This window comes from Xanthomonas arboricola pv. juglandis (assembly GCF_905367715.1).
In the GTDB taxonomy this organism is placed as follows: domain Bacteria; phylum Pseudomonadota; class Gammaproteobacteria; order Xanthomonadales; family Xanthomonadaceae; genus Xanthomonas; species Xanthomonas arboricola.
In genome coordinates this window covers 1,479,755-1,499,073 of the sequence record NZ_HG999362.1, presented here as the reverse complement: position 1 = coordinate 1,499,073, position 19,319 = coordinate 1,479,755, and the positions used below count along the sequence as shown (strand labels likewise).

At 66.6% G+C, this 19,319-nt stretch carries 17 protein-coding genes; 9 read left to right on the top strand and 8 right to left on the bottom strand.

Annotation, left to right across the window (positions count from 1 at the left end):
• Positions 1 to 42 precede the first annotated feature (42 nt).
• The 3 genes from ileS to murJ all read right to left on the bottom strand — a co-directional run bounded on the left by ileS (position 43) and on the right by murJ (position 5,734).
• Positions 43 to 2,874 (bottom strand): isoleucine--tRNA ligase, encoded by a 2,832-nt coding sequence (ileS, locus tag KHN93_RS06410; protein WP_212579291.1) that lies wholly within the window; start codon positions 2,872 to 2,874, stop codon positions 43 to 45.
• A gap of 6 nt (positions 2,875 to 2,880) precedes the next feature.
• Complete coding sequence (locus KHN93_RS06405) at positions 2,881 to 3,921, bottom strand: bifunctional riboflavin kinase/FAD synthetase (protein ID WP_212579290.1); 1,041 nt, start codon at positions 3,919 to 3,921, stop codon at positions 2,881 to 2,883.
• A gap of 220 nt (positions 3,922 to 4,141) precedes the next feature.
• Positions 4,142 to 5,734, bottom strand: coding sequence for a murein biosynthesis integral membrane protein MurJ (murJ, locus tag KHN93_RS06400; RefSeq protein ID WP_212579289.1), 1,593 nt, complete (start codon positions 5,732 to 5,734; stop codon positions 4,142 to 4,144).
• A gap of 116 nt (positions 5,735 to 5,850) precedes the next feature.
• On the opposite strand from murJ, the gene rpsT reads away from it, so the two are divergent.
• A complete protein-coding gene (gene rpsT / locus KHN93_RS06395) occupies positions 5,851 to 6,120 on the top strand; it encodes a 30S ribosomal protein S20 (protein ID WP_002807888.1) in 270 nt (89 codons plus the stop codon).
• Between the two features lie 91 nt (positions 6,121 to 6,211).
• Here the strand turns inward: rpsT and obgE are convergent, their stop codons facing one another.
• From obgE to rplU, 3 genes are all read right to left on the bottom strand, one after another.
• A complete protein-coding gene (obgE, locus tag KHN93_RS06390; RefSeq protein ID WP_016901714.1) occupies positions 6,212 to 7,261 on the bottom strand; it encodes a GTPase ObgE in 1,050 nt (349 codons plus the stop codon).
• Positions 7,262 to 7,511: 250 nt separating this feature from the next.
• Entirely contained in the window at positions 7,512 to 7,772 is a 261-nt protein-coding gene (gene rpmA / locus KHN93_RS06385; RefSeq protein WP_010365804.1) for a 50S ribosomal protein L27, read from the bottom strand.
• Positions 7,773 to 7,784: 12 nt separating this feature from the next.
• Positions 7,785 to 8,105: a 50S ribosomal protein L21 gene (gene rplU, locus KHN93_RS06380; protein WP_016901712.1), complete on the bottom strand. Its 321-nt coding sequence runs from the start codon at positions 8,103 to 8,105 to the stop codon at positions 7,785 to 7,787.
• A gap of 291 nt (positions 8,106 to 8,396) precedes the next feature.
• Here rplU and uvrA point away from each other — a divergent pair, with 291 nt between their 5' ends.
• The gene (gene uvrA / locus KHN93_RS06375; protein WP_016901711.1) at positions 8,397 to 11,363 is read left to right on the top strand and encodes an excinuclease ABC subunit UvrA; all 2,967 of its coding nucleotides are present in this window, start codon (positions 8,397 to 8,399) and stop codon (positions 11,361 to 11,363) included.
• On the top strand, positions 11,363 to 11,770 hold the full coding sequence (locus KHN93_RS06370) for an acyl-CoA thioesterase (RefSeq protein ID WP_039519984.1): 408 nt from the start codon (positions 11,363 to 11,365) through the stop codon (positions 11,768 to 11,770). The genes uvrA and KHN93_RS06370 overlap by 1 nt, the downstream gene beginning before the upstream one ends.
• Before the next feature lie 262 nt (positions 11,771 to 12,032).
• On the opposite strand, the gene KHN93_RS06365 is transcribed toward KHN93_RS06370, so the two are convergent.
• Positions 12,033 to 12,473 (bottom strand): copper chaperone PCu(A)C, encoded by a 441-nt coding sequence (locus tag KHN93_RS06365; RefSeq protein ID WP_115510722.1) that lies wholly within the window; start codon positions 12,471 to 12,473, stop codon positions 12,033 to 12,035.
• Between the two features lie 53 nt (positions 12,474 to 12,526).
• Between KHN93_RS06365 and KHN93_RS06360 the strand changes: the two genes are divergently transcribed.
• The 4 genes from KHN93_RS06360 to KHN93_RS06345 all read left to right on the top strand — a co-directional run bounded on the left by KHN93_RS06360 (position 12,527) and on the right by KHN93_RS06345 (position 16,234).
• Positions 12,527 to 13,297, top strand: a complete 771-nt coding sequence (locus KHN93_RS06360; protein WP_039510285.1) for an enoyl-CoA hydratase/isomerase family protein — start codon at positions 12,527 to 12,529, stop codon at positions 13,295 to 13,297.
• A gap of 71 nt (positions 13,298 to 13,368) precedes the next feature.
• Positions 13,369 to 14,283, top strand: coding sequence for an acyl-CoA thioesterase II (tesB, locus tag KHN93_RS06355; RefSeq protein WP_016901707.1), 915 nt, complete (start codon positions 13,369 to 13,371; stop codon positions 14,281 to 14,283).
• A 148-nt stretch (positions 14,284 to 14,431) separates the two neighbouring features.
• A complete protein-coding gene (locus KHN93_RS06350) occupies positions 14,432 to 14,941 on the top strand; it encodes a putative signal transducing protein (RefSeq protein WP_016901706.1) in 510 nt (169 codons plus the stop codon).
• A gap of 99 nt (positions 14,942 to 15,040) precedes the next feature.
• The gene (locus KHN93_RS06345; protein ID WP_126962273.1) at positions 15,041 to 16,234 is read left to right on the top strand and encodes an RNA polymerase sigma factor; all 1,194 of its coding nucleotides are present in this window, start codon (positions 15,041 to 15,043) and stop codon (positions 16,232 to 16,234) included.
• A gap of 186 nt (positions 16,235 to 16,420) precedes the next feature.
• On the opposite strand, the gene KHN93_RS06340 is transcribed toward KHN93_RS06345, so the two are convergent.
• Positions 16,421 to 17,158: an EF-hand domain-containing protein gene (locus KHN93_RS06340; protein WP_386142348.1), complete on the bottom strand. Its 738-nt coding sequence runs from the start codon at positions 17,156 to 17,158 to the stop codon at positions 16,421 to 16,423.
• On the opposite strand from KHN93_RS06340, the gene KHN93_RS06335 reads away from it, so the two are divergent.
• Positions 17,049 to 17,963: an arginyltransferase gene (locus KHN93_RS06335; RefSeq protein WP_164741742.1), complete on the top strand. Its 915-nt coding sequence runs from the start codon at positions 17,049 to 17,051 to the stop codon at positions 17,961 to 17,963. The two genes, KHN93_RS06340 and KHN93_RS06335, sit on opposite strands and share 110 nt — an antisense overlap.
• A gap of 52 nt (positions 17,964 to 18,015) precedes the next feature.
• Entirely contained in the window at positions 18,016 to 19,245 is a 1,230-nt protein-coding gene (locus tag KHN93_RS06330) for an endonuclease/exonuclease/phosphatase family protein (protein WP_228608728.1), read from the top strand.
• The last annotated feature ends 74 nt before the right edge of the window (positions 19,246 to 19,319 follow it).

The window sequence follows — 19,319 nt, the reverse complement described above, 5'->3', positions numbered from 1 at the left end:
GCGCGGCAGGACCTGCCCGCCGCGCGCCTTCACGCAACCCCGTCAGAACCAGCGGCGTTGCTCGCCGGGGCCTTCGATATTGCTGACGCAGCGGCTGCACAGTTCCGGGTGACGCGGATCGCTGCCCACGCTGGCCTGGTGGTGCCAGCAACGCACGCACTTGGCCTTGCTGGTCGGCTGCGCGCTGACGAAGATGTCGTCGGTGCTGGCCGCAGTCACGGTCACGTCGCCACTGATGAACAGGAAGCGCAGTTCCTCGGCCAGCGGCTGCCAGCGCGCGGCGGTTTGCGCATCGGCGGCCACGGTGATCTCCGCTTCCAGCGCCGCGCCGATCGCCCCGTTGGCACGCATCGGCTCCAGCACCTTGGCCACCTGCTCGCGCAAGGCCAGCAGCCTGTCGACATCGGCACTGCTCAGCGCAGCATCGGCCGGCAACGGCGCCAGGCCGTCGTACCAGGTGGCGAACAACACGTTGTCGACCCGCTTGCCCGGCAGGTAGCCCCACAGTTCCTCGGCGGTAAAGCTCAGCACCGGCGCGATCCAGCGCACGAACGCCTCGGCCACGTGATACATCGCGCTCTGCGCCGAACGGCGGCCGCGTGCATCCTCGGCCATCGTGTACAGGCGGTCCTTGGTCACGTCCAGATACAGCGAGCCCAGGTCGACGCTGCAGAAATTCAGCAGGGCCTGCACGATTTCGGCAAAGTCGTAGCGCGCATACGCGGCAGCGATCTTTTCCTGCAATTCGTGCGCGCGGTGCACGATCCAGCGGTCCAGCAGCACCATGTCGTCCAGTGCCACCAGGTGCTGCAGCGGATCAAAGCCATGCAGGTTGCCGAGCAGGAAGCGCGCGGTATTGCGCAGGCGGCGATACGCATCGGCGTTGCGCTTGAGGATCTCCTGCGACAGCGACATCTCATTGCTGTAATCGGCCGAGGCGATCCACAGGCGCAGGATGTCCGCGCCCAGGGTCTTCATGATGTCCTGCGGCTCGATGCCGTTGCCCAGCGACTTGGACATCTTGCGCCCGTGCTCGTCCACGGTGAAGCCGTGGGTCAGGCACTGCTTGTACGGCGCCGCCTTGTCCATCGCCACGCCGGTCAGCAGCGAGGACTGGAACCAGCCACGGTGCTGGTCGGAGCCCTCCAGGTACAGGTCGGCCGGCTTGGGCAGGCCGCGGTCCACCAGCACCGCCTCGTGGGTCACGCCGGAGTCGAACCACACATCCAGGATGTCGGTGATCTTGTCGTAATCGGCGGTCTCATCGCCCAGCAGTTCGGCCGCATCCAGCGTGTACCACACGTCCACGCCGCCCAGTTCCACCCGGTCGGCGACCTGGCGCAGCAACTCGGTGCTGCGCGGATGCGGCTCGCCGGTTTCGCGATGCACGAACAAGGCGATCGGCACGCCCCAGGTGCGCTGGCGCGAGATGGTCCAGTCCGGACGTCCATCGACCATGCCGGCGATACGCGCCTGGCCCCAGGATGGATACCAGTGCACGTTGTCGATGGCCTTGAGCGCATCGGCGCGCAGGTTGGCCTGCTCCATCGAGATGAACCACTGCGGCGTGGCACGGAACGCGATCGGCGTCTTGTGGCGCCAGCAATGCGGATAGCTGTGCTCCATCTTGCTGGCCGCCAGCAACACGCCGGTGTCGCGCAGCGCTTCGATGATGATGTCGTTGGCCTTCCAGATGTGCAGCCCGGCCAGCACGGTGTCGCCCAGCGGCGGCGTCGACGGCAGGTACACGCCGCGCCCGTCCACCGGGTTGATCTGCGCAGCGCCGTAACGCTCGAGCAGGCCGTACTGCTTGGAGACCTGGTAGTCCTCCTGGCCATGGCCCGGTGCGGTATGCACCGCGCCGGTACCGTCCTCGGCCGACACATGGTCGCCCAGCAGCAGCGGAATCTCGCGCTCGGCATAGAACGGGTGGTTCAGCAGCATCTGCTCCAGCGCCGCGCCCTTGGCTTGGCCGTGCACGACCACCGTGTCCACGCCATAGCGCGACAGCGCCTTGCCGGCCAGAGCCTCGGCGATCACCAACCAGCGCGGCTGGCCGCGATCGGCCGGGCCTTCGACCAGCACGTAGTCCAGTTCCGCGCCCAGGCTCACCGCCAGCGACGCCGGCAGCGTCCACGGCGTGGTGGTCCAGATCGGTACCGCCACGCCCACGCCCGCCGGCAGGCTGGCGCCGAATGCGGCAGCAACAGCCGCCGGATCACGCGCCGGATAGGCGATGTCCACCGTCGGCGACACCTTGTCGGCGTATTCGATCTCGGCCTCGGCCAGCGCCGAGCCGCAATCGAAGCACCAGTGCACCGGCTTCACGCCACGGGTCAGGTGGCCATTGTCGACAACCTTGGCCAGCGCGCGGATCTCGTTGGCTTCGAAGCGGAAATCCAGCGTCTTGTACGGGTTGTCCCAATCGCCGATCACGCCCAGGCGCTTGAAATCGCGGCGCTGCAGATCGATCTGCTCGGTGGCGTATTCGCGGCACTTCTGGCGGAACTGCGCTGCGTCGAGCTTGACGCCGACCTTGCCGTACTTTTTCTCGATCGCGATCTCGATCGGCAGGCCGTGGCAATCCCAGCCCGGGATGTAGGGCGCATCGAAGCCAGCCAGGTACTTCGACTTGACGATGATGTCCTTGAGGATCTTGTTGACCGCATGGCCCAGATGGATCTGGCCATTGGCATACGGCGGGCCGTCGTGCAGCACGAACAGCGGGCGCCCTGCCGCATTGGCGCGCAGTTGCGCGTACAGCCCCTCGCGCTCCCAGCGGTCCAGCATCGCCGGCTCGCGCTTGGGCAGGTCGCCACGCATCGGGAATTCCGTCGCGGGCAGATGGAGAGTGGCTTTGTAGTCTTGGGTCACAGGTCTCTACCGTTGCGCTGGATTTTTTGATAAGTCCGCACATGGATGTGCGGGCTCTTGCGAGGGACTCGCATCATAGGCGGGCTGTTGCGAGGAACTCGCATGTGTTGCAGAAACTGCGTGCCTGTCCAGCACCGCACGCGCCTGCTCGGCATCACGATGCATCTGCACCGTCAGCGCGTCCAGGCCATCGAACTTCTCTTCGTCGCGCAGCTTGGCGACGAATTCGACCTCGATATGCCGGCCATACAGGTCGCCCTGGAAATCGAACAGATGCGCTTCCAGCAGCGGCTCCACGCCGGCCACGGTCGGGCGCGTGCCAAAGCTCGAGACCGACGGCCACGGTCGCTCGGCCACGCCATGCACCCAGGTCGCGTAAATGCCCGACAGCGCCGGCGTGCGCGGGAAACGCAGATTGGCAGTGGGGTAGCCCAGGGTGCGGCCAAGCTGTTTGCCGCGCACCACCCGCCCGCCGATGGCATACGGACGGCCAAGCAATTGCCCGGCGTGCGCGAACTCGCCCACGCCCAGCAGTTCGCGGATGCGCGTGGCCGAGATGCGCTCGCCGTGCAGGTGCACCGGCGCGATTTCGCCCGCTGCAAAGCCGTAGTGGTCACCAAGCGAGCGCAGCAGGCCGATATCGCCGCCACGCCGATGGCCGAAACGGAACTCCGGGCCGATCCAGACCTCTCTGGCACACAGCCGGCCAACCAGGGCCAGGCGCACGAAGTCTTCGGCACTCATCGCCGACAGGCGACCATCGAAACGGATCATGCCCACGCTGTCGGCACCGAAGCCGTGCAACCCTTCAATCTTGGCGCGGGCCAGGGTCAGCCGCGGTGGCGGCGCGGCCGGGGCGAAAAACTCGCGCGGCAGCGGCTCGAAGCTCACCGCCACCGCCGGCACCCCCAGCGCGCGCGCGCGCGCGACTGCGTGCTGCACCAATGCCCGATGCCCCAGGTGCAGGCCATCGAAGGCGCCGATGCAGACCACGCTTCCGTGCGGGAACAGCGTCCCGCCCTCGACGTCTCTAAACAGCCTGCTCATTCCTCGATCCAAACAGATGCCGGCCTGCCGGCCGACCCTCGTTGATGCATAACCCGCAAGTATAGCCGTGCCTGTCAATCCGCATGGGTGCGGCCCCCGGGCCTGTGCCGCCGCGTTCCGGAAGCGGGCACACGATTGCGCGCCTTCCCGGCCAGGGATTGGCCCCGCCCACCGTGCATGACGGCTGGCTCCGCACTTGCTCGGCCAGCTCGGCGGACGACTAGCCCTCGCGCAGATGCCGCGGCCGCAATCCCAGCGCCACTTGCGCCACCAGGTAGGTCGCCCCACCGCTGCCGACCAGCACCGCCAGCCAGCCGATGCGATCCCACTTATCCATCACGGTGAACGATGGCAGCCACCACAGCAGGCTCAACAGCACCGCCACCATCGCCGCGCATGCCAGCAGCAGGCGCAGCGCATAGCCAGCCCAACCCGGCCGGCGCTGGTACACGCCGGACTTGCCCAGCCAGTACCACAGCAAAGCCAGGTTGAGATAACTGGACAGCGCGCTGGCAATGCCCAGCGCCAGATGCAGGCCCGGCTGTTTGCCCAGCGCCTGCATCACGCCCTGCGCCTTGAGCTCGGGCGGCACCATGATCTGGTAGACCACTGCCAGCAACGCGAAGTTGAACACCATGTTGGCGATCAACGCCGCCACGCCGGCACGCACCGGGGTACGGGTGTCCTGGCGGGCGTAGAAGGCCGGCAGCAGCACCTTGAGCATGGCGTACGCCGGCAGGCCGAAGCTCAGGCCGTAGACCGACATCGCGGTCATGCGCGTATCGAAGGCGGTGAACTGGCGGTACTGGAACAAGGTCGCCACCAGCGGCTCGGCCAGCAGCAGCAAGCCGAGCATCGCCGGCATCGCGATCAGCAGCGTGGTGCGGAACCCCCAGTCCAGCGCGCCGGAGAACGCGCTGCGGTCGGTCTTGACGTGATGGCGCGCCAGCGCCGGCAGGATCACCGTGCCCAGCGCCACCCCGAACACGCCCAGCGGCAGTTCCAGGAACCGGTCGGCCAGCGACAGCCACGACTGCGAGCCGTCGGCCAGCCGCGCGGCGATCACCGTGTCCAGCATCAGGTTGATCTGCGCGATCGACGAACCGAACAGGGTCGGAATCATCAGGGTCAGCACCTTGCGCACATCCGGGTGCGTCCAGCCCCAGCGCGGCAGCGTCAGCAGGTCGATGCCCTTCAGGGCCGGCAGCTGAAACAGCAACTGCAGCGCCCCGGCCACCAGCACCGCCCAGCCCAGCGCCAGGATCGGCACGTTCAGCCGCGGCGCCAGCCACAGCGCGCCGGCGATCATGCACAGATTGAGGATCACCGGCGTCAGCGCCGGAATCGCAAACCGCTGGAAGCTGTTGAGCGCCCCGCCCGCCAGCGCGGTCAACGAGACGAATAACAGAAACGGAAACGTCAGCCGCAACAAGTCCACCAGCAAGCCGTATTTATCCGGATCGGTGGCCGCGCCATCGGAAAACACAGACGCCAGCTGCGGGGTGAAGATCAGCCCCAGCGCGGTGATCAGCAGCAGCATGCCACCGAGCGTGCCGGATACCCGCGACATCAGCTCGCGCAGGTCCGAGTGCGGACGGGTCTCCTTGACCTCGGTGAACACCGGCACGAAGGCGGTGGCGAACGAGCCCTCGGCGAACAGCCGACGCAGGAAATTGGGGATCCGGAACGCCACCCAGAACGCGTCGGTGACCGCATTGGCGCCGAAGGTGGTGGAGATCGCCTGGTCGCGGATCAGGCCCAACACCCGCGACACCATGGTCATACTGCTGAATGAGAGCAGGCCTCTCAACATGCCGGGCTTGCTCACGCTGCATCCCTCTTGACAACTGACTTGACGTACATAACTAAGCCCATCATACTTTCCCGCTTGCTTTTTCCACTACACCGATTTTTCAGGAACCCACCACCGTGGCCAATATCAAGTCCGCCAAGAAGCGCGCCAAGCAGACCGTCGTGCGCAATGAGCGCAACACGGGCCAGCGTTCGATGCTGCGCACCGCCGTCAAGAAGGTGATCAAGGCCCTTGACGCCAACGATGCTGCAGGCGCCGAAGCTGCTTTCGCCGTTGCTCAGCCCATTCTCGACCGTTTCAGCGCCCGTGGCCTGATTCACAAGAACAAGGCTGCGCGTCACAAGAGCCGTCTGACCGCTCGCATCAAGGCCATCAAGGCCGCGTAAGCGAGCCGTGTTGGCATCACCGCAGGCCTGGCTTGCGGTGGCATAGAAAAACCCGGCCTTGGCCGGGTTTTTTGTGTGCCTGCGCATGCGCTCAGCCGGCATTGCGTGCCTCGAGCTCGTCCTCGCGCTGCCGGTCGAAGAACGCCATGATGTCCTTCATGATCGGGAAGGTGCCATCGCGGCCCAGCGCCGAGACCAGATACCACGGCGCGGTCCAGCCAAGCTCGGCCACGATCGTCTCGGCCGCAGCGCGCGCCTCGTCCTCGAACATCAGGTCGGCCTTGTTGAGCACCAGCCAGCGCGGCTTCTTCAGCAACTCGGGATCGTGGCGCTCCAGCTCGCGCTCGATGGTGCGCACCTGATCCACCGGCGACGCCTCCACCCCACCATCCATCGGCGAAATGTCCACCAGATGCAGCAGCAGACGGGTGCGCTGCAGATGGCGCAGGAACTGCGTGCCCAGCCCGGCACCGTCGGCCGCGCCCTCGATCAGGCCCGGCACGTCGGCGATGACGAAGCTGCGATACGCCTCGACGCTGACCACGCCCAGATTCGGGTACAGGGTGGTGAACGGGTAATCGGCCACCTTCGGGGTTGCCGAGGACACCGCGCGGATCAGGGTGCTCTTGCCCGCATTGGGAAAGCCCAGCAGGCCAACATCGGCCAGCAGCTTCAGCTCCAGCTTGAGCAACCGCTCCTCGCCCTCTTCACCGGTGGTGGACTGGCGCGGCGCACGGTTGACCGAGCTCTTGAAATGCATGTTGCCCAGGCCGCCCTTGCCGCCCTTGGCCACCAGCAGGCGATCGCCATGCTGGGTCAGGTCGCCGATGACTTCGTCGGTCTGCACATTCATCACCACGGTGCCGACCGGCACCACGATGATGCGGTCTTCGCCGCCCTTGCCGTAGGCCTGGCGACCCATGCCGTTCTCGCCGCGCTGCGCCTTGAAGGTACGCTCATGCCGGAAGTCGACCAGCGTATTGACGTTCTCGTCGGCCACGATCCACACGCTGCCGCCATTACCGCCGTCGCCACCATCGGGCCCACCGAGCGGGATGAACTTCTCGCGGCGAAAGCCGACACAGCCATTGCCGCCATTGCCGGCACTGACCAGGATTTCTGCTTCGTCGACTAACTTCATGAGCTTGCAACCGGGAATTGGGAATGGGGAATAGGGAATCGGCCAAAGAAACCAGCCTGACCCTTGCCGGCGAGCGCACTCACCAGCAAGACAGCAAAGAGCGAGAAGAAACCAGGAGCCGGCTTTTCCGATTCCCGATTCCCTATTCCCCACTCCCGGCCGTCAAACGAAAAACCCCGCAAAAGCGGGGCTTTCCGTCTCGTCCGCCAGGCATGGATGCCTGACGGACTGGCCTGCATGGAGCGGGCGATTACGCCTCGGCAACCACGCTGACGGTACGACGCTTCTTCGCACCCTTGACCGAGAACTCCACCTTGCCGTCGACCAGCGCGAACAGGGTGTGGTCACGGCCGAGGCCGACGCCGGCGCCCGGATGGAACTGGGTGCCGCGCTGACGCACGATGATGTTGCCGGCATCGATGGCCTGGCCACCGAAGATCTTCACACCCAGGTACTTCGGGTTGGAATCGCGACCGTTGCGCGAGGAACCTACGCCTTTTTTATGTGCCATGACTGGTTCTCCTTACTTCTTATCGCCACCGGCGATGCCGGTGATCTCGATTTCGGTGTAGTACTGACGGTGTCCCTGACGCTTCATGTGGTGCTTGCGGCGACGGAACTTGATGATGCGCACCTTGTCGGCGCGGCCATGGGCCACGACCTTGGCGGTGACCGAGGCGCCCTTCAGCGCATCGCCCAGCTTGATGCCATCGCTATCGCCCAACATCAGGACGGTGTCGAACTTGATCTCGTTGCCAGCTTCGACTTCGAGCTTTTCCACGCGGAGCGTTTCGCCCTGCGCGACGCGGTATTGCTTACCGCCGGTTACCAGAACTGCGTACATGACCAGGTTTTCCTCTGTAGTTATTATGGTCGCACTGACGTGCCCTAGGGCAGACAGGAGCGGGATTGTACGGGCTGGCGGGGCTTGGGGTCAACCTGCCGGCCGCCGGAGCGCGGCCATGCCCGATCCACCCATGCAACGCATCATCCGGCCGCCACAGGCGCCCGGTCAGACTGGCATTTGGGGCAATTGCCCTCACCTAGGTCGGCGGGTAGGCTGATCGACTGCCACTCATTCCTGCTGAGCACGCTCGCACCACTGCCGGTTCGCCGGCCCGACATCGGATCCCCCATGGCGATGGATTTCATCCGCATCCGCGGCGCGCGGACGCACAACCTCAAGAACATCGACCTCGACCTGCCTCGCGACAAACTGATCGTGATCACCGGCCTGTCCGGCTCGGGCAAGTCGTCGTTGGCGTTCGACACCATCTATGCAGAAGGCCAGCGCCGCTACGTCGAGTCGCTGTCGGCGTATGCGCGCCAGTTCCTCAGCGTGATGGAAAAGCCGGACCTGGACCACATCGAAGGCCTGTCTCCGGCGATTTCGATCGAACAGAAATCGACCTCGCACAACCCGCGCTCCACGGTCGGCACGATCACCGAGATCTACGACTACCTGCGCCTGCTGTACGCGCGGGTCGGTCAGCCGCGCTGCCCGGACCACGGCTTCCCGCTGGAGGCGCAGACCGTCAGCCAGATGGTCGACCACATGCTCACGCAGGACCAGGAGCAGCGTTACATGCTGCTGGCGCCGGTGATCCGCGAACGCAAGGGCGAGCATGCGCAGGTGTTCGAGCAGCTGCGCGCGCAGGGCTTTGTGCGCGTGCGCGTGGATGGCGAGCTGTACGAGATTGACGCGGTGCCGCCGCTGGCGCTGCGCCAGAAGCACACCATCGAGGCGGTGATCGACCGCTTCCGTCCGCGCGAAGACATCAAGCAACGGCTGGCGGAAAGTTTCGAGACTGCGCTCAAGCTCGGCGAAGGCATGGTCGCGGTGCAGTCACTGGACGACCCGGCCGCGGCGCCGCACCTGTTCTCGTCCAAATACAGCTGCCCGGTCTGCGATTACTCGCTGCCGGAGCTGGAGCCGCGGCTGTTTTCGTTCAACGCACCGGTGGGCGCCTGCCCAAGCTGCGATGGCCTGGGCGTAGCCGAGTTCTTCGACCCGGATCGCGTCGTGGTGCATCCGGAGCTGTCGCTGTCGGCCGGCGCGGTGCGCGGCTGGGATCGGCGCAATGCCTATTATTTCCAGCTGATCGCCTCACTGGCCAAGCACTACAAGTTCGACGTGGACGCGGTGTGGAACACGCTGCCGGCCAAGGTGCGCCAGGCGGTGCTGTTCGGTAGCGGCGATGAGGTGATCAGTTTTACCTACTTCACCGATGCGGGCGGGCGCACCACCCGCAAACACCGTTTCGAGGGCATCCTGCCGAACCTGGAACGCCGCTACCGCGAAACTGAGTCTCCAGCCGTGCGCGAAGAGCTGACCAAGTACGTCAGCCAGCAGCCCTGCCCGGCCTGCAACGGCACGCGCCTGAATCGTGCCGCGCGCAACGTGTTCGTGGCCGACCGCCCGTTGCCCGAGCTGGTGGTGCTGCCGGTCAACGAGGCGCTGAGCTTTTTCCGCGGCTTGTCGCTGCCGGGCTGGCGTGGCGAGATCGCCAGCAAGATCGTCAAGGAGATCGGCGAGCGGCTGGGCTTCCTGGTCGATGTGGGCTTGGATTACCTGACCCTGGAACGCAAGGCCGATACCTTGTCCGGTGGCGAGGCGCAGCGCATCCGGCTGGCCAGCCAGATCGGCGCCGGCCTGGTCGGGGTGATGTATGTGCTGGACGAGCCGTCGATCGGCCTGCATCAGCGCGACAACGAACGCCTGCTCGGCACGCTGACGCGGCTGCGCGATCTGGGCAATACCGTGATCGTCGTCGAGCATGACGAAGACGCGATCCGCCTGGCCGATTACGTGCTGGACATCGGCCCCGGCGCCGGCGTGCACGGTGGCGAGATCTGCGCGCAAGGCTCGTTGCAGGACATCCTGGATGCACCCGGCTCGCTGACCGGCCAGTACCTGTCGGGCAAGCGCCGCATCGAGATTCCCAAGCAGCGCCACAAGCCCAACCCGAAGATGATGCTGCATCTGCGCGGGGCAACCGGCAACAACCTGAAGAATGTCGACCTGGATATTCCGGCCGGCTTGTTGACCTGCATCACCGGCGTGTCCGGCTCGGGCAAGTCCACGTTGATCAACGACACCTTGTTCTCGCTGGCGGCCAACGAGATCAACGGCGCCTCGCATCCGGTGGCCGCGCATCGCGAGGTGGAGAATCTGGATCTGTTCGACAAGGTCGTGGATATCGACCAGTCGCCGATCGGGCGCACCCCGCGTTCCAATCCGGCCACCTACACCGGCATGTTCACGCCGTTGCGCGAGTTGTTCGCGCAGGTGCCGGAAGCGCGTGCGCGCGGTTATTCGCCGGGCCGTTTCAGCTTCAACGTACGCGGCGGCCGCTGCGAAGCCTGCCAGGGCGATGGCCTGATCAAGGTGGAGATGCACTTCCTGCCCGACGTCTACGTGCCCTGCGATGTCTGCCACGGCAAGCGCTACAACCGCGAGACGCTGGAGATCCGCTACAAGGGCTTCAACATCAGCGACGTGCTGCAGATGACCGTCGAGGACGCGCTGCGGCTGTTCGAGCCGGTGCCGTCGATCGCACGCAAGCTGGAAACGCTGGTGGATGTGGGGCTGAGTTACATCAAGCTGGGCCAGAGCGCGACCACGCTGTCCGGCGGCGAGGCGCAACGCGTCAAGTTGTCCAAGGAGCTGTCGCGTCGCGATACCGGACGCACCCTGTACATCCTCGATGAGCCGACCACCGGCCTGCACTTCCACGACATCGAAGCGCTGCTCGGCGTGCTGCACAAGCTGCGCGACGAGGGCAACACGGTGGTGGTGATCGAACACAATCTGGACGTGATCAAGACCGCCGACTGGATCGTGGATCTGGGCCCGGAAGGCGGCCATCGCGGCGGCAGCATCCTGGTCTCCGGCACGCCGGAAGATGTGGCTGCGCACAAGGCGTCCTACACCGGGCAGTTCCTGGCCAAGATGCTGCCATCGGTGAAGGCGCGCGAGACCCGGCCGGCGGCGATGGCCAACAAGCCCGATGCGCGCCCGCCACGCAAGGTCAAACCGGAGAAGGTGGCGAAAGTCGCCAAGTCCGCCACCAAGAAAACCGCAAAGAAGAAGGCAAGCTGATGAGCGAAGAGCACAAGGTGTTGGCACGCATCCCGATCAGCGTGCGCTGGCGCGACATGGACAGCATGGGCCATGTCAACAACGCCAAGTACATTTCGTACCTGGAGGAAGCGCGCGTGCGCTGGATGCTGGGCGTTGAAGGCGTGGCGATGACCGACCGCATCGCGCCGGTGGTCGCGGCCACCAACGTCAACTACAAGCGCCCGCTGCTATGGCCGAACGACATCCTGGTGGAACTGTTCGTCGAGCGCCTGGGCAGCAGCAGCATCACCATCGGCCACCGCATCCTCGACCAGAAGGACGAGGGCGTGCTGTATTCCGATGGCAACGTGGTGGTGGTGTGGATCGATACGCAGACCGGCAAGAGCGCATCGCTGCCGGATGCGGTACGCGCCGCCAGCAGCTGAGATTTGCCAGTTGCGCGCTGGATCTCCAGCGCCATAAGACGACGGCGGCTCTTCCGGGAGCCGCCGTTGTTGTTTGCAGCGATCCTGTCATGCCGCTGCGCGATACCACCGACAGGCCGCGTGATCGAGACCGGACTGACACAGTGAAGTGGCGGCTGCCTGCCACCACGCATCGCGTTTGATCGGCAACATCGCGTAGTGGGCTCTGCAAGAACTGCAACCTGCACGGCTGCAGCCTCGCTCAGCCACGCACTGCGCGCGTTTACGAACCCGGCGCGCGCTTGCGCGCCTGCAGCGTGGTCTTGATCTCGCGGCCATCCTGCAAGGTAAAGGTCACCGGCACCTGCGCGCCTTCCTGCAGCGGCGCACGAGCTTCCATCAGCATCAGATGCAGCCCGCCCGGCGCAAGCGGCACCGACTTGCCGGCCGGCAACGCCAGCTCCGGCACCGCGCGCATGCGGCTGACGCCGTTGGTTTGCGTGGTCTCGTGGATGGACACATCGGCAAACGCACTGCTCTTGGCCGCGGTGACCTGCAACGGCTGCGCACAGCCATTGTGGAACTGCCCGAAGCCCGCTGCCATGCCCATGCCACCGGGTGGCGGAATGCGGATCCAGCCACCCTTGAACTCGGGCAGGCACTGCGCGCCAACGCCTGCACTTGCCAGCATCACCCATGCACCGAGCAGCACGCGTCCGCACATGCGCTGCCTGCTTCGACTGCCGTCTATCATGACCCAACCTCCAGGAGCCCCGAATGAGCATCCAGATCTTAGACCATGGCCGTCTTCGCGAAATCCGTCTGGCGCGCCCGCCGGTCAATGCACTGGACAGCGCGCTGTGCCAGGCCCTGAGCGTTGCGGTGCAGCAGGCCGGCGAGGAGACCGATGGCATCGTGCTGTCGGGCAGCGAGCGGATCTTTTCCGGTGGCATGGACGTGCCGCATCTGCTGGCACACGGCACCAACCGCGCCGCGTTGCTGGCCAGCTGGACGGCCTTCTTCGAGGCCGCGCAGGCGCTGGCCAACAGCCGCGTGCCGGTGGTCGCGGCCATTGGCGGGCATGCGCCGGCCGGCGGCTGCGTGCTGGCACTGTGCTGCGACTACCGGGTGATGGCGCGCAGCGCCGATACCGCCAAGCCTTATGCGATCGGCTTGAACGAGGTGCAGGTGGGCCTGGCCGCGCCTGAAGGCATCCAGCGCCTGTTGCGCCGCGTGGTCGGCGCGCACCGCGCCGAGCGCCTGCTGATCTCCGGGCAACTGCTGCCGGCCGAGCAGGCAGTCACGATCGGCCTGGTCGACGAACTGGTCGATGGCGAATTGGTCACCGCCCGCGCGGTGGCCTGGCTGCAGGACCTGCAGCAGCTGCCGCGCCAGCCGATGCTGACCACGCGCGCGATTGCCCGCGCCGATCTGCGCGCGGCGCTGGCGCCCGAGCTGATCCAGCTGGAGCGCTTCATCGACGGCTGGTACGCGCCGGATGCGCAGGCCGCCTTGCACGGCCTGGTGGCGCGGCTACAGAAGGCCTGACGCCGCTCCCGCACGGCGCGCAGGGGGCGGCCCGCTATAATCGCGGTCCGTCGCACGCCCAGGCCAGCCCCTTGTCCGCCACTGCCGAACCCGTCGTCTCCGAACTGATCAGCCTGCTGTCGCTGGAGCGCCTGGAAGACAACCTGTTCCGCGGCCAGAGCCGCGACATCGGCACCAAGTACGTGTTCGGCGGACAGGTGCTGGGCCAGGCGCTGGCCGCCGCGCAGGCCACCGTGGACAACGGCCGCCAGGCGCACTCCCTGCATGCCTATTTCCTGCGCGCCGGCAATATCGACCACCCGATCGTCTACGACGTCGACCGCACCCGAGATGGCGGCAGTTTTTCGGTGCGCCGGGTCACTGCGATCCAGCATGGCAAGGTGATCTTCTTCTGCGCGGCCTCGTTCCAGCAGCGCGAAGACGGCGCCGAACACCAGTCCGCGATGCCGGTGGTGCCGCCGCCCGAAGACATCGAACCCACCCCGCCGCTGGCGGCGGAGGTACTGGAGAAACTGCCTGCCAAGGTGCAGCGCTGGCTGTCGCGTGGCGGCCCGTTCGAGTTTCGCCATGTGTTTCCGCGCGACGAACTCAAGCCGCCCAAGCGCCCGCCGTTCCAGCAGATGTGGCTGCGCCTGAGCGACCCGGTCGGCGACGACGTCGGCCTGCACCAGGCCTTGCTGGCCTATGCCTCGGATTTCCAGCTGTTGGGCACCTCCACCTTTCCGCACGGCATCAGCTACTACACGCCGAATGTGCAGATGGCCTCGCTCGATCACGCCCTGTGGTTCCACCGCCCGTTCCGCACCGACGACTGGCTGCTGTATTCGCTCGACAGCCCCACCGCACAGGGCTCGCGCGGCCTGGCGCGCGGGCAGTTCTTCACCCGCGATGGCGTGCTGGTCGCCAGCACCACCCAGGAAGGCCTGATCCGCGTGGTGCCCGACGGCAGCGCGATCGCGGTGCCGGCAAACGACTCGCCATGTTGATCGCTGCACCGCGTTCGTCGCGCGCAGGCATGCTGATGGCCGCCTGCACTTTCCGGCCTGGATCAACGTCCTTGCTGCTCCTTTCTTTCAGCTCGAGCAAGCGCATTCGCAGCGCGCCCTGCTCGGCAATCGCTGGCACCCCTTAAGCATGCGCAAGATCTTCAGCAGTCAACGTATCGAAACCGCCGAAGGCGTGGCCGATCTCCTGCGCAACGCCGGTATCGACGTGCGCATGAGCAACGGCCGCTCCTACGAGAGCAAGCGCAGCGGCCAGTTCAGCTATCTCGAACAGGGCAACGCCCAGGCCTACCCCACGGTGTGGATCGTGCACGCCGACGACCAGCCGCGCGCCCGCGATCTGCTGCGCGACGCACGCCTGCTCGACACCACCCGCCGCGATCTGCCGAATGTGGAGTACACCTTCCGCGACGGTGAAAACGGCTCGAGCACCAATGCGCGCAGCTGGGCCTGGCGCATCCGGCTGGTGCTGCTGCTGGTGATCGGCGCGGTCGCCATGTTCGTGGTGCTGCGCCATCGCAATGCCCCGGATGCGGCCAGGCCAGTGGCACCGCCGGCCGCGCAGCCAGCGCCCGCCACCACCGCACCGCCAGCCGCAGAGGACGACGAAGTGCGTGTACGGATCCAGCCGGCGCGCTGAGCGCAGCCACCCGGCGCTGCGCCAGGCGCCACCGCCATCGCCTCGGTCACATCCGCTGCTCGCCTGCGTCATGCTGGGACCAGGACATGGATTGCGCCGATGCACACCGACACGCTGGACCTGATGTTGCAACGCGAACTGCCGGTCGCCGCCGCCGGCTGCCAGCAGGCCTACGGCCGCATCGTGCGCGCTTGCCAGAACACGGTGACTGCCATCGCGCTGGCGATCACCCGTGATATCGCCGCCAGCGAAGACATCGCCCAGGAAGCCTTCCTGCGCGCCTGGCAGCGGCTGGCGCAATTGCATCAGCCGGCCAGCTTCCTGCCGTGGCTGCGGCAGATCACCCGCAACCTGGCGCGCGACTGGCTGCGCGCCAACCGGCATCGCGCGCTCAGCGGCGAAGCGGCGGACCTGGCGATCGCGATGGCCGCCGACCCGGCCCCCTCCCCCGCCGACCAGTTGCTGCAGGTGGAAGAAGAGATCGCCGCGCTCGACATCATTTCTGCGTTGCCCGAAGAGAGCCGCGAGACGCTGCTGCTGTTTTATCGCGAAGGCCAGAGTTCGCGGCAGGTTGCCTCGCTGCTTGGCCTGAGCGATGCAGCCGTGCGCAAACGCCTGTCGCGGGCACGTGCCAGCGTGCGCGGCGAGCTGCTGCGCCGGTTCGGCGAGTTCGCCCGTGGCAGCGCGCCCAGTGTGGCCTTTGCCACTGCGGTGACCTCGGCAACCCTGCTGGCCGCGCCGGGGACGGCGAGCGCGGCCATCGTGCTGACGGGCATGGGGGGCGCGGGCAAATTAGGCGTGAGCGGGCTGACCGGCTCGGCATTGGGCGGGGGTGGCGCGGCCGGTGCGCTAAGCCTCTGGCTCGGCCTGCCGTCGCTGTTCGCCGCCGGCGCCGTGCTGGTTGCCGGCGTCGGCACGTACTGGTCGTGCTGGTATCTGCTGCGCTTTGCGCAGACCGCCGCCGAAGCAGCGGCGATTCGTCGTTTCCTGCACATCACCACGCTGACGTCGGTGCTGGTGGTGGGCAGCACGCTGCTGCTCAAACGCCTGGATGCCAGCGCATGGGCGTCGTTGCTGCTGCTGGGCGCAGGCATGGCGGTGCTCAACTACCAATCCATCCGGGTGCTGCCACGCGTCATGCGCCCGATGCTGGAACGCGATGCGCAACGACGCGGCACCACGCGGGCACCGCTGCTGTATCGCTGCATGTTCAGCCCGGCCGCGATGCTGGTGAGCACGGCGGCGGTCATGCTGCCCATCGTGCGGCACTACATGAAGCTGGGGATGCTCTGATCGCGGCGTGGCGCCATCGCCGCATGCGGCAAGTGCGACCACTCCAGTCAACAAAAACGGCCTCCTGCTTGCGCGGGAGGCCGTTGGTCGATCGGCGCCTTGTTGCGTGTTGCGGTTTACATGCTGCGTGTGACGCCAGTGCTGCCCCGGTCGCAGCACTGCGACCGGGTAAGCGACTGGATGAACTCAGTTGCCCGCGGCAGGCTTGGCCGGCATCGGACGCTTGCCGTGGTCGCCATGCTCGCCCTGACCCCAGCGGCCATGCTCGCCACGCTGCTTGGATGCGGCATCGAACTCGGCCTTGCTCAGCTTGCCGTCCTTGTCGGTATCGGCCTTGGCAAACCACGCGTCGCGATGCTGCTGCATGCGCAGCTCACGGTCGGCGCGATCGACAAAGCCGTCCTTGTTGATATCCATCTCATCGAAGCGCGCGGCGAACTTGGGGTCGGCCTTGGCTTCTTCGCGGCTGATGCGGCCGTCCTTGTTGGTGTCGAGCTTGCTCAGCCATTCGCCGCGTCCACCGCGGCCCGGGCCGCGATGATGCGGGCGCTCATCGCGCGACAGCTTGCCGTCCTTGTTGGTGTCCAGCGTGTCGAACTGTGCGGCCAGCCTGGGGTCGGCAGCGGCCTCGCTGCGATCGATCACGCCATCGCCGTTCTTGTCGAGTTTGGCAGGACGCGGCGCATCGCCGGCGGCAGGCGGAGCGGCGAACACCGCGCCGGTGGACAGGGCAGCCAGCACGGCCAGTGCGAGAAACGGTTTGCGAGACGTCATGAGAAACTCCTGGAATGTGGGAACCACACGCGGCACCTGCATGGGCCGCATCGCGTGGGTGGCGCATCCGGATCCACCGTGCGCTGCCACCAACACCCACATCAACGAGCCATCGGCGCGCGCGTTGACGCGGCAACCGGACGTATTCATCCGGCGGACAGTCGCCGCTGTTGCGACGCGCAGGCGCTATCCTGACGCCATGGCCATCCACGCCGACACCCATGACGACCTGCGCCTGTTCCAGACCGGCGAGCATGCCTGTGGCTACTGGTCCGAGCGCCGCGCGCGCGACCTGGTGCTGGATCCGCACGACCCGCGTCTGGGTGCGATCTATCCGCAGGCCTTGGCATGGGGATTCCGTCGCTCCGGCGATCTGGTCTACCGGCCGCACTGCGAACGTTGCCGCGCCTGCGTGCCGGTGCGCATCGCGGTGGATGCGTTCCGGCCCGATCGCAGCCAGCGCCGTTGCCTGGCGCGCAACCAGGACCTGGTGGTGCGCGTGGTCGCTGCCGAGCGCACCGACGAACAACTCGCGTTGTACCGGCAGTACCTCAAGCACCGCCATCCCGGCGGCGGCATGGACGAACACGGCGCCACCGAATTCGACCAGTTCCTGATCGGCGGCTGGTCGCATGGACGCTTCCTGGAAATCCGCGAACCGGCGGTGGCGCACGCGCCAGGGCGGCTGCTCGCCGTTGCGGTCACCGATGTCACCGAGCATGCGCTGTCGGCGGTCTATACGTTCTACGCACCGGATGCCACTGCGCGCAGTCTGGGCACCTTTGCGATCCTGCAGCAGATCCAGTGGGCGCAACGCGAGCGCCGCGCGCATGTGTATCTGGGCTACTGGATCGACGGCCATGCCAAGATGAACTACAAGCGCCGCTTCAGCGCGCTGGAGGCCTACGACGGCCGCCAATGGCGCGGGCTTCCTGCCGCTGCACCGGAAGTTTGAACCCCGCCGGGACGACATCGGGCTGTCGTCTTGCACATGCGAGAATGTGGCGATGATCAGACCTCTCTTACTGCTTGCGCTGACCGCGCTCTGCGCCGCCTGCGCCCATCAGGCGACCTCTCCGGACACAAGCGCCAAGGCAACTGCCGCCTCCGCGCCGGCCCAGCTACGCATCGCGACCTACAACACCTCGCTGTATTCGGATCAGGCCGGCGGCCTGGTGCGCGAACTGCAGGGCGACAGCGCGCATGCGCGCAAGATCGCCGCGGTGCTGCAGCGGGTGCGTCCGGATCTGGTGCTGCTCAACGAGTTCGACTTCGACCCCGAGCACCGCGCCGCCGATCTGTTCCAGCAACGCTATCTGCAGGTCGCCCAGCCGGGCGGCGGCGCAGCGTTGCGCTATCCGTATCGCTACCTGGCCCCGGTCAATACCGGCGTGCCGAGCGGCCTGGATCTGGACAACAACGGCAGCGTCGGTGGCGATGGCCGCACCCGCGGCAACGATGCCTGGGGTTACGGATTGCATCCCGGCCAGTACGGCATGCTGGTGCTGTCGCGCTACCCGATCGACACGCAGGCGGTGCGCAGTTTCCAGTTGCTGAAATGGAGCGCGCTGCCGGGTGCGCTGCGCCCGACCGACCCGTCCAGCAAACAATCGTTCTATCGCGACGCGATCTGGGCGCAGCTGCGGCTGTCGTCCAAATCGCATTGGGACGTGCCGGTGCGCACGCCGCTCGGTGTGGTGCACGCGCTGGTCTCGCACCCCACCCCGCCGGTGTTCGATGGCGCCGAGAAGCGCAACGTCGCCCGCAACCACGACGAGCTGCGGCTATGGCGCGAGTATCTGGACAATCCCAAGGACGCCAGCTGGCTGTGCGACGACCAAGGCCGCTGCGGCGGGCTGCCCGCCGATGCGCGCTTCGTCATTCTCGGCGACCTCAATAACGACCCGGTCGACGGCGCCGGCCGGCACGATGCGATCCGCGCCTTGATCACGCACCCGCGGGTGCTGCAGTACCCCACGCCGCAGAGTGCAGGCGGCCCGGAAAAAACTGCCGAGTACGCCGCGCAAGGCATTGCACATGCGGGCGACCCGCACCAGGTGACCGGCGACTTCGGGCCGCAGGCGGGCACGATGCGGCTGGACTACGTGCTGCCTTCGCGCCAGTTCACCTTGGTCGGCAGCGGCATCTTCTGGCCCGCCAGCGCCACGCCGGAAGCGGCGATTGCCGATGGCAGCGACCATCATGCGGTTTGGGTGGATGTGGCTGGGGGGCGGTGATTGGGAATTGGGGATTGGGGATTTGACGCGTCGGATGGTTGCTTGTGTCGTGGTGCGATTGCGGCTGGTTGCCG

Excerpts from the sequence above, each read along its gene's own strand:
- KHN93_RS06405 (WP_212579290.1), bottom strand. The coding sequence starts at position 3,921 with ATGAGCAGGCTGTTTAGAGACGTCGAGGGCGGGACGCTGTTCCCGCAC.
- murJ (WP_212579289.1), bottom strand. The coding sequence starts at position 5,734 with ATGTTGAGAGGCCTGCTCTCATTCAGCAGTATGACCATGGTGTCGCGG.
- obgE (WP_016901714.1), bottom strand. The coding sequence starts at position 7,261 with ATGAAGTTAGTCGACGAAGCAGAAATCCTGGTCAGTGCCGGCAATGGC.
- rpmA (WP_010365804.1), bottom strand. The coding sequence starts at position 7,772 with ATGGCACATAAAAAAGGCGTAGGTTCCTCGCGCAACGGTCGCGATTCC.
- rplU (WP_016901712.1), bottom strand. The coding sequence starts at position 8,105 with ATGTACGCAGTTCTGGTAACCGGCGGTAAGCAATACCGCGTCGCGCAG.
- uvrA (WP_016901711.1), top strand. The coding sequence starts at position 8,397 with ATGGCGATGGATTTCATCCGCATCCGCGGCGCGCGGACGCACAACCTC.
- KHN93_RS06370 (WP_039519984.1), top strand. The coding sequence starts at position 11,363 with ATGAGCGAAGAGCACAAGGTGTTGGCACGCATCCCGATCAGCGTGCGC.
- KHN93_RS06365 (WP_115510722.1), bottom strand. The coding sequence starts at position 12,473 with ATGTGCGGACGCGTGCTGCTCGGTGCATGGGTGATGCTGGCAAGTGCA.
- KHN93_RS06360 (WP_039510285.1), top strand. The coding sequence starts at position 12,527 with ATGAGCATCCAGATCTTAGACCATGGCCGTCTTCGCGAAATCCGTCTG.
- KHN93_RS06350 (WP_016901706.1), top strand. The coding sequence starts at position 14,432 with ATGCGCAAGATCTTCAGCAGTCAACGTATCGAAACCGCCGAAGGCGTG.
- KHN93_RS06345 (WP_126962273.1), top strand. The coding sequence starts at position 15,041 with ATGCACACCGACACGCTGGACCTGATGTTGCAACGCGAACTGCCGGTC.
- KHN93_RS06335 (WP_164741742.1), top strand. The coding sequence starts at position 17,049 with ATGGGCCGCATCGCGTGGGTGGCGCATCCGGATCCACCGTGCGCTGCC.
- KHN93_RS06340 (WP_386142348.1), bottom strand. The coding sequence starts at position 17,158 with ATGAATACGTCCGGTTGCCGCGTCAACGCGCGCGCCGATGGCTCGTTG.
- KHN93_RS06330 (WP_228608728.1), top strand. The coding sequence starts at position 18,016 with ATGATCAGACCTCTCTTACTGCTTGCGCTGACCGCGCTCTGCGCCGCC.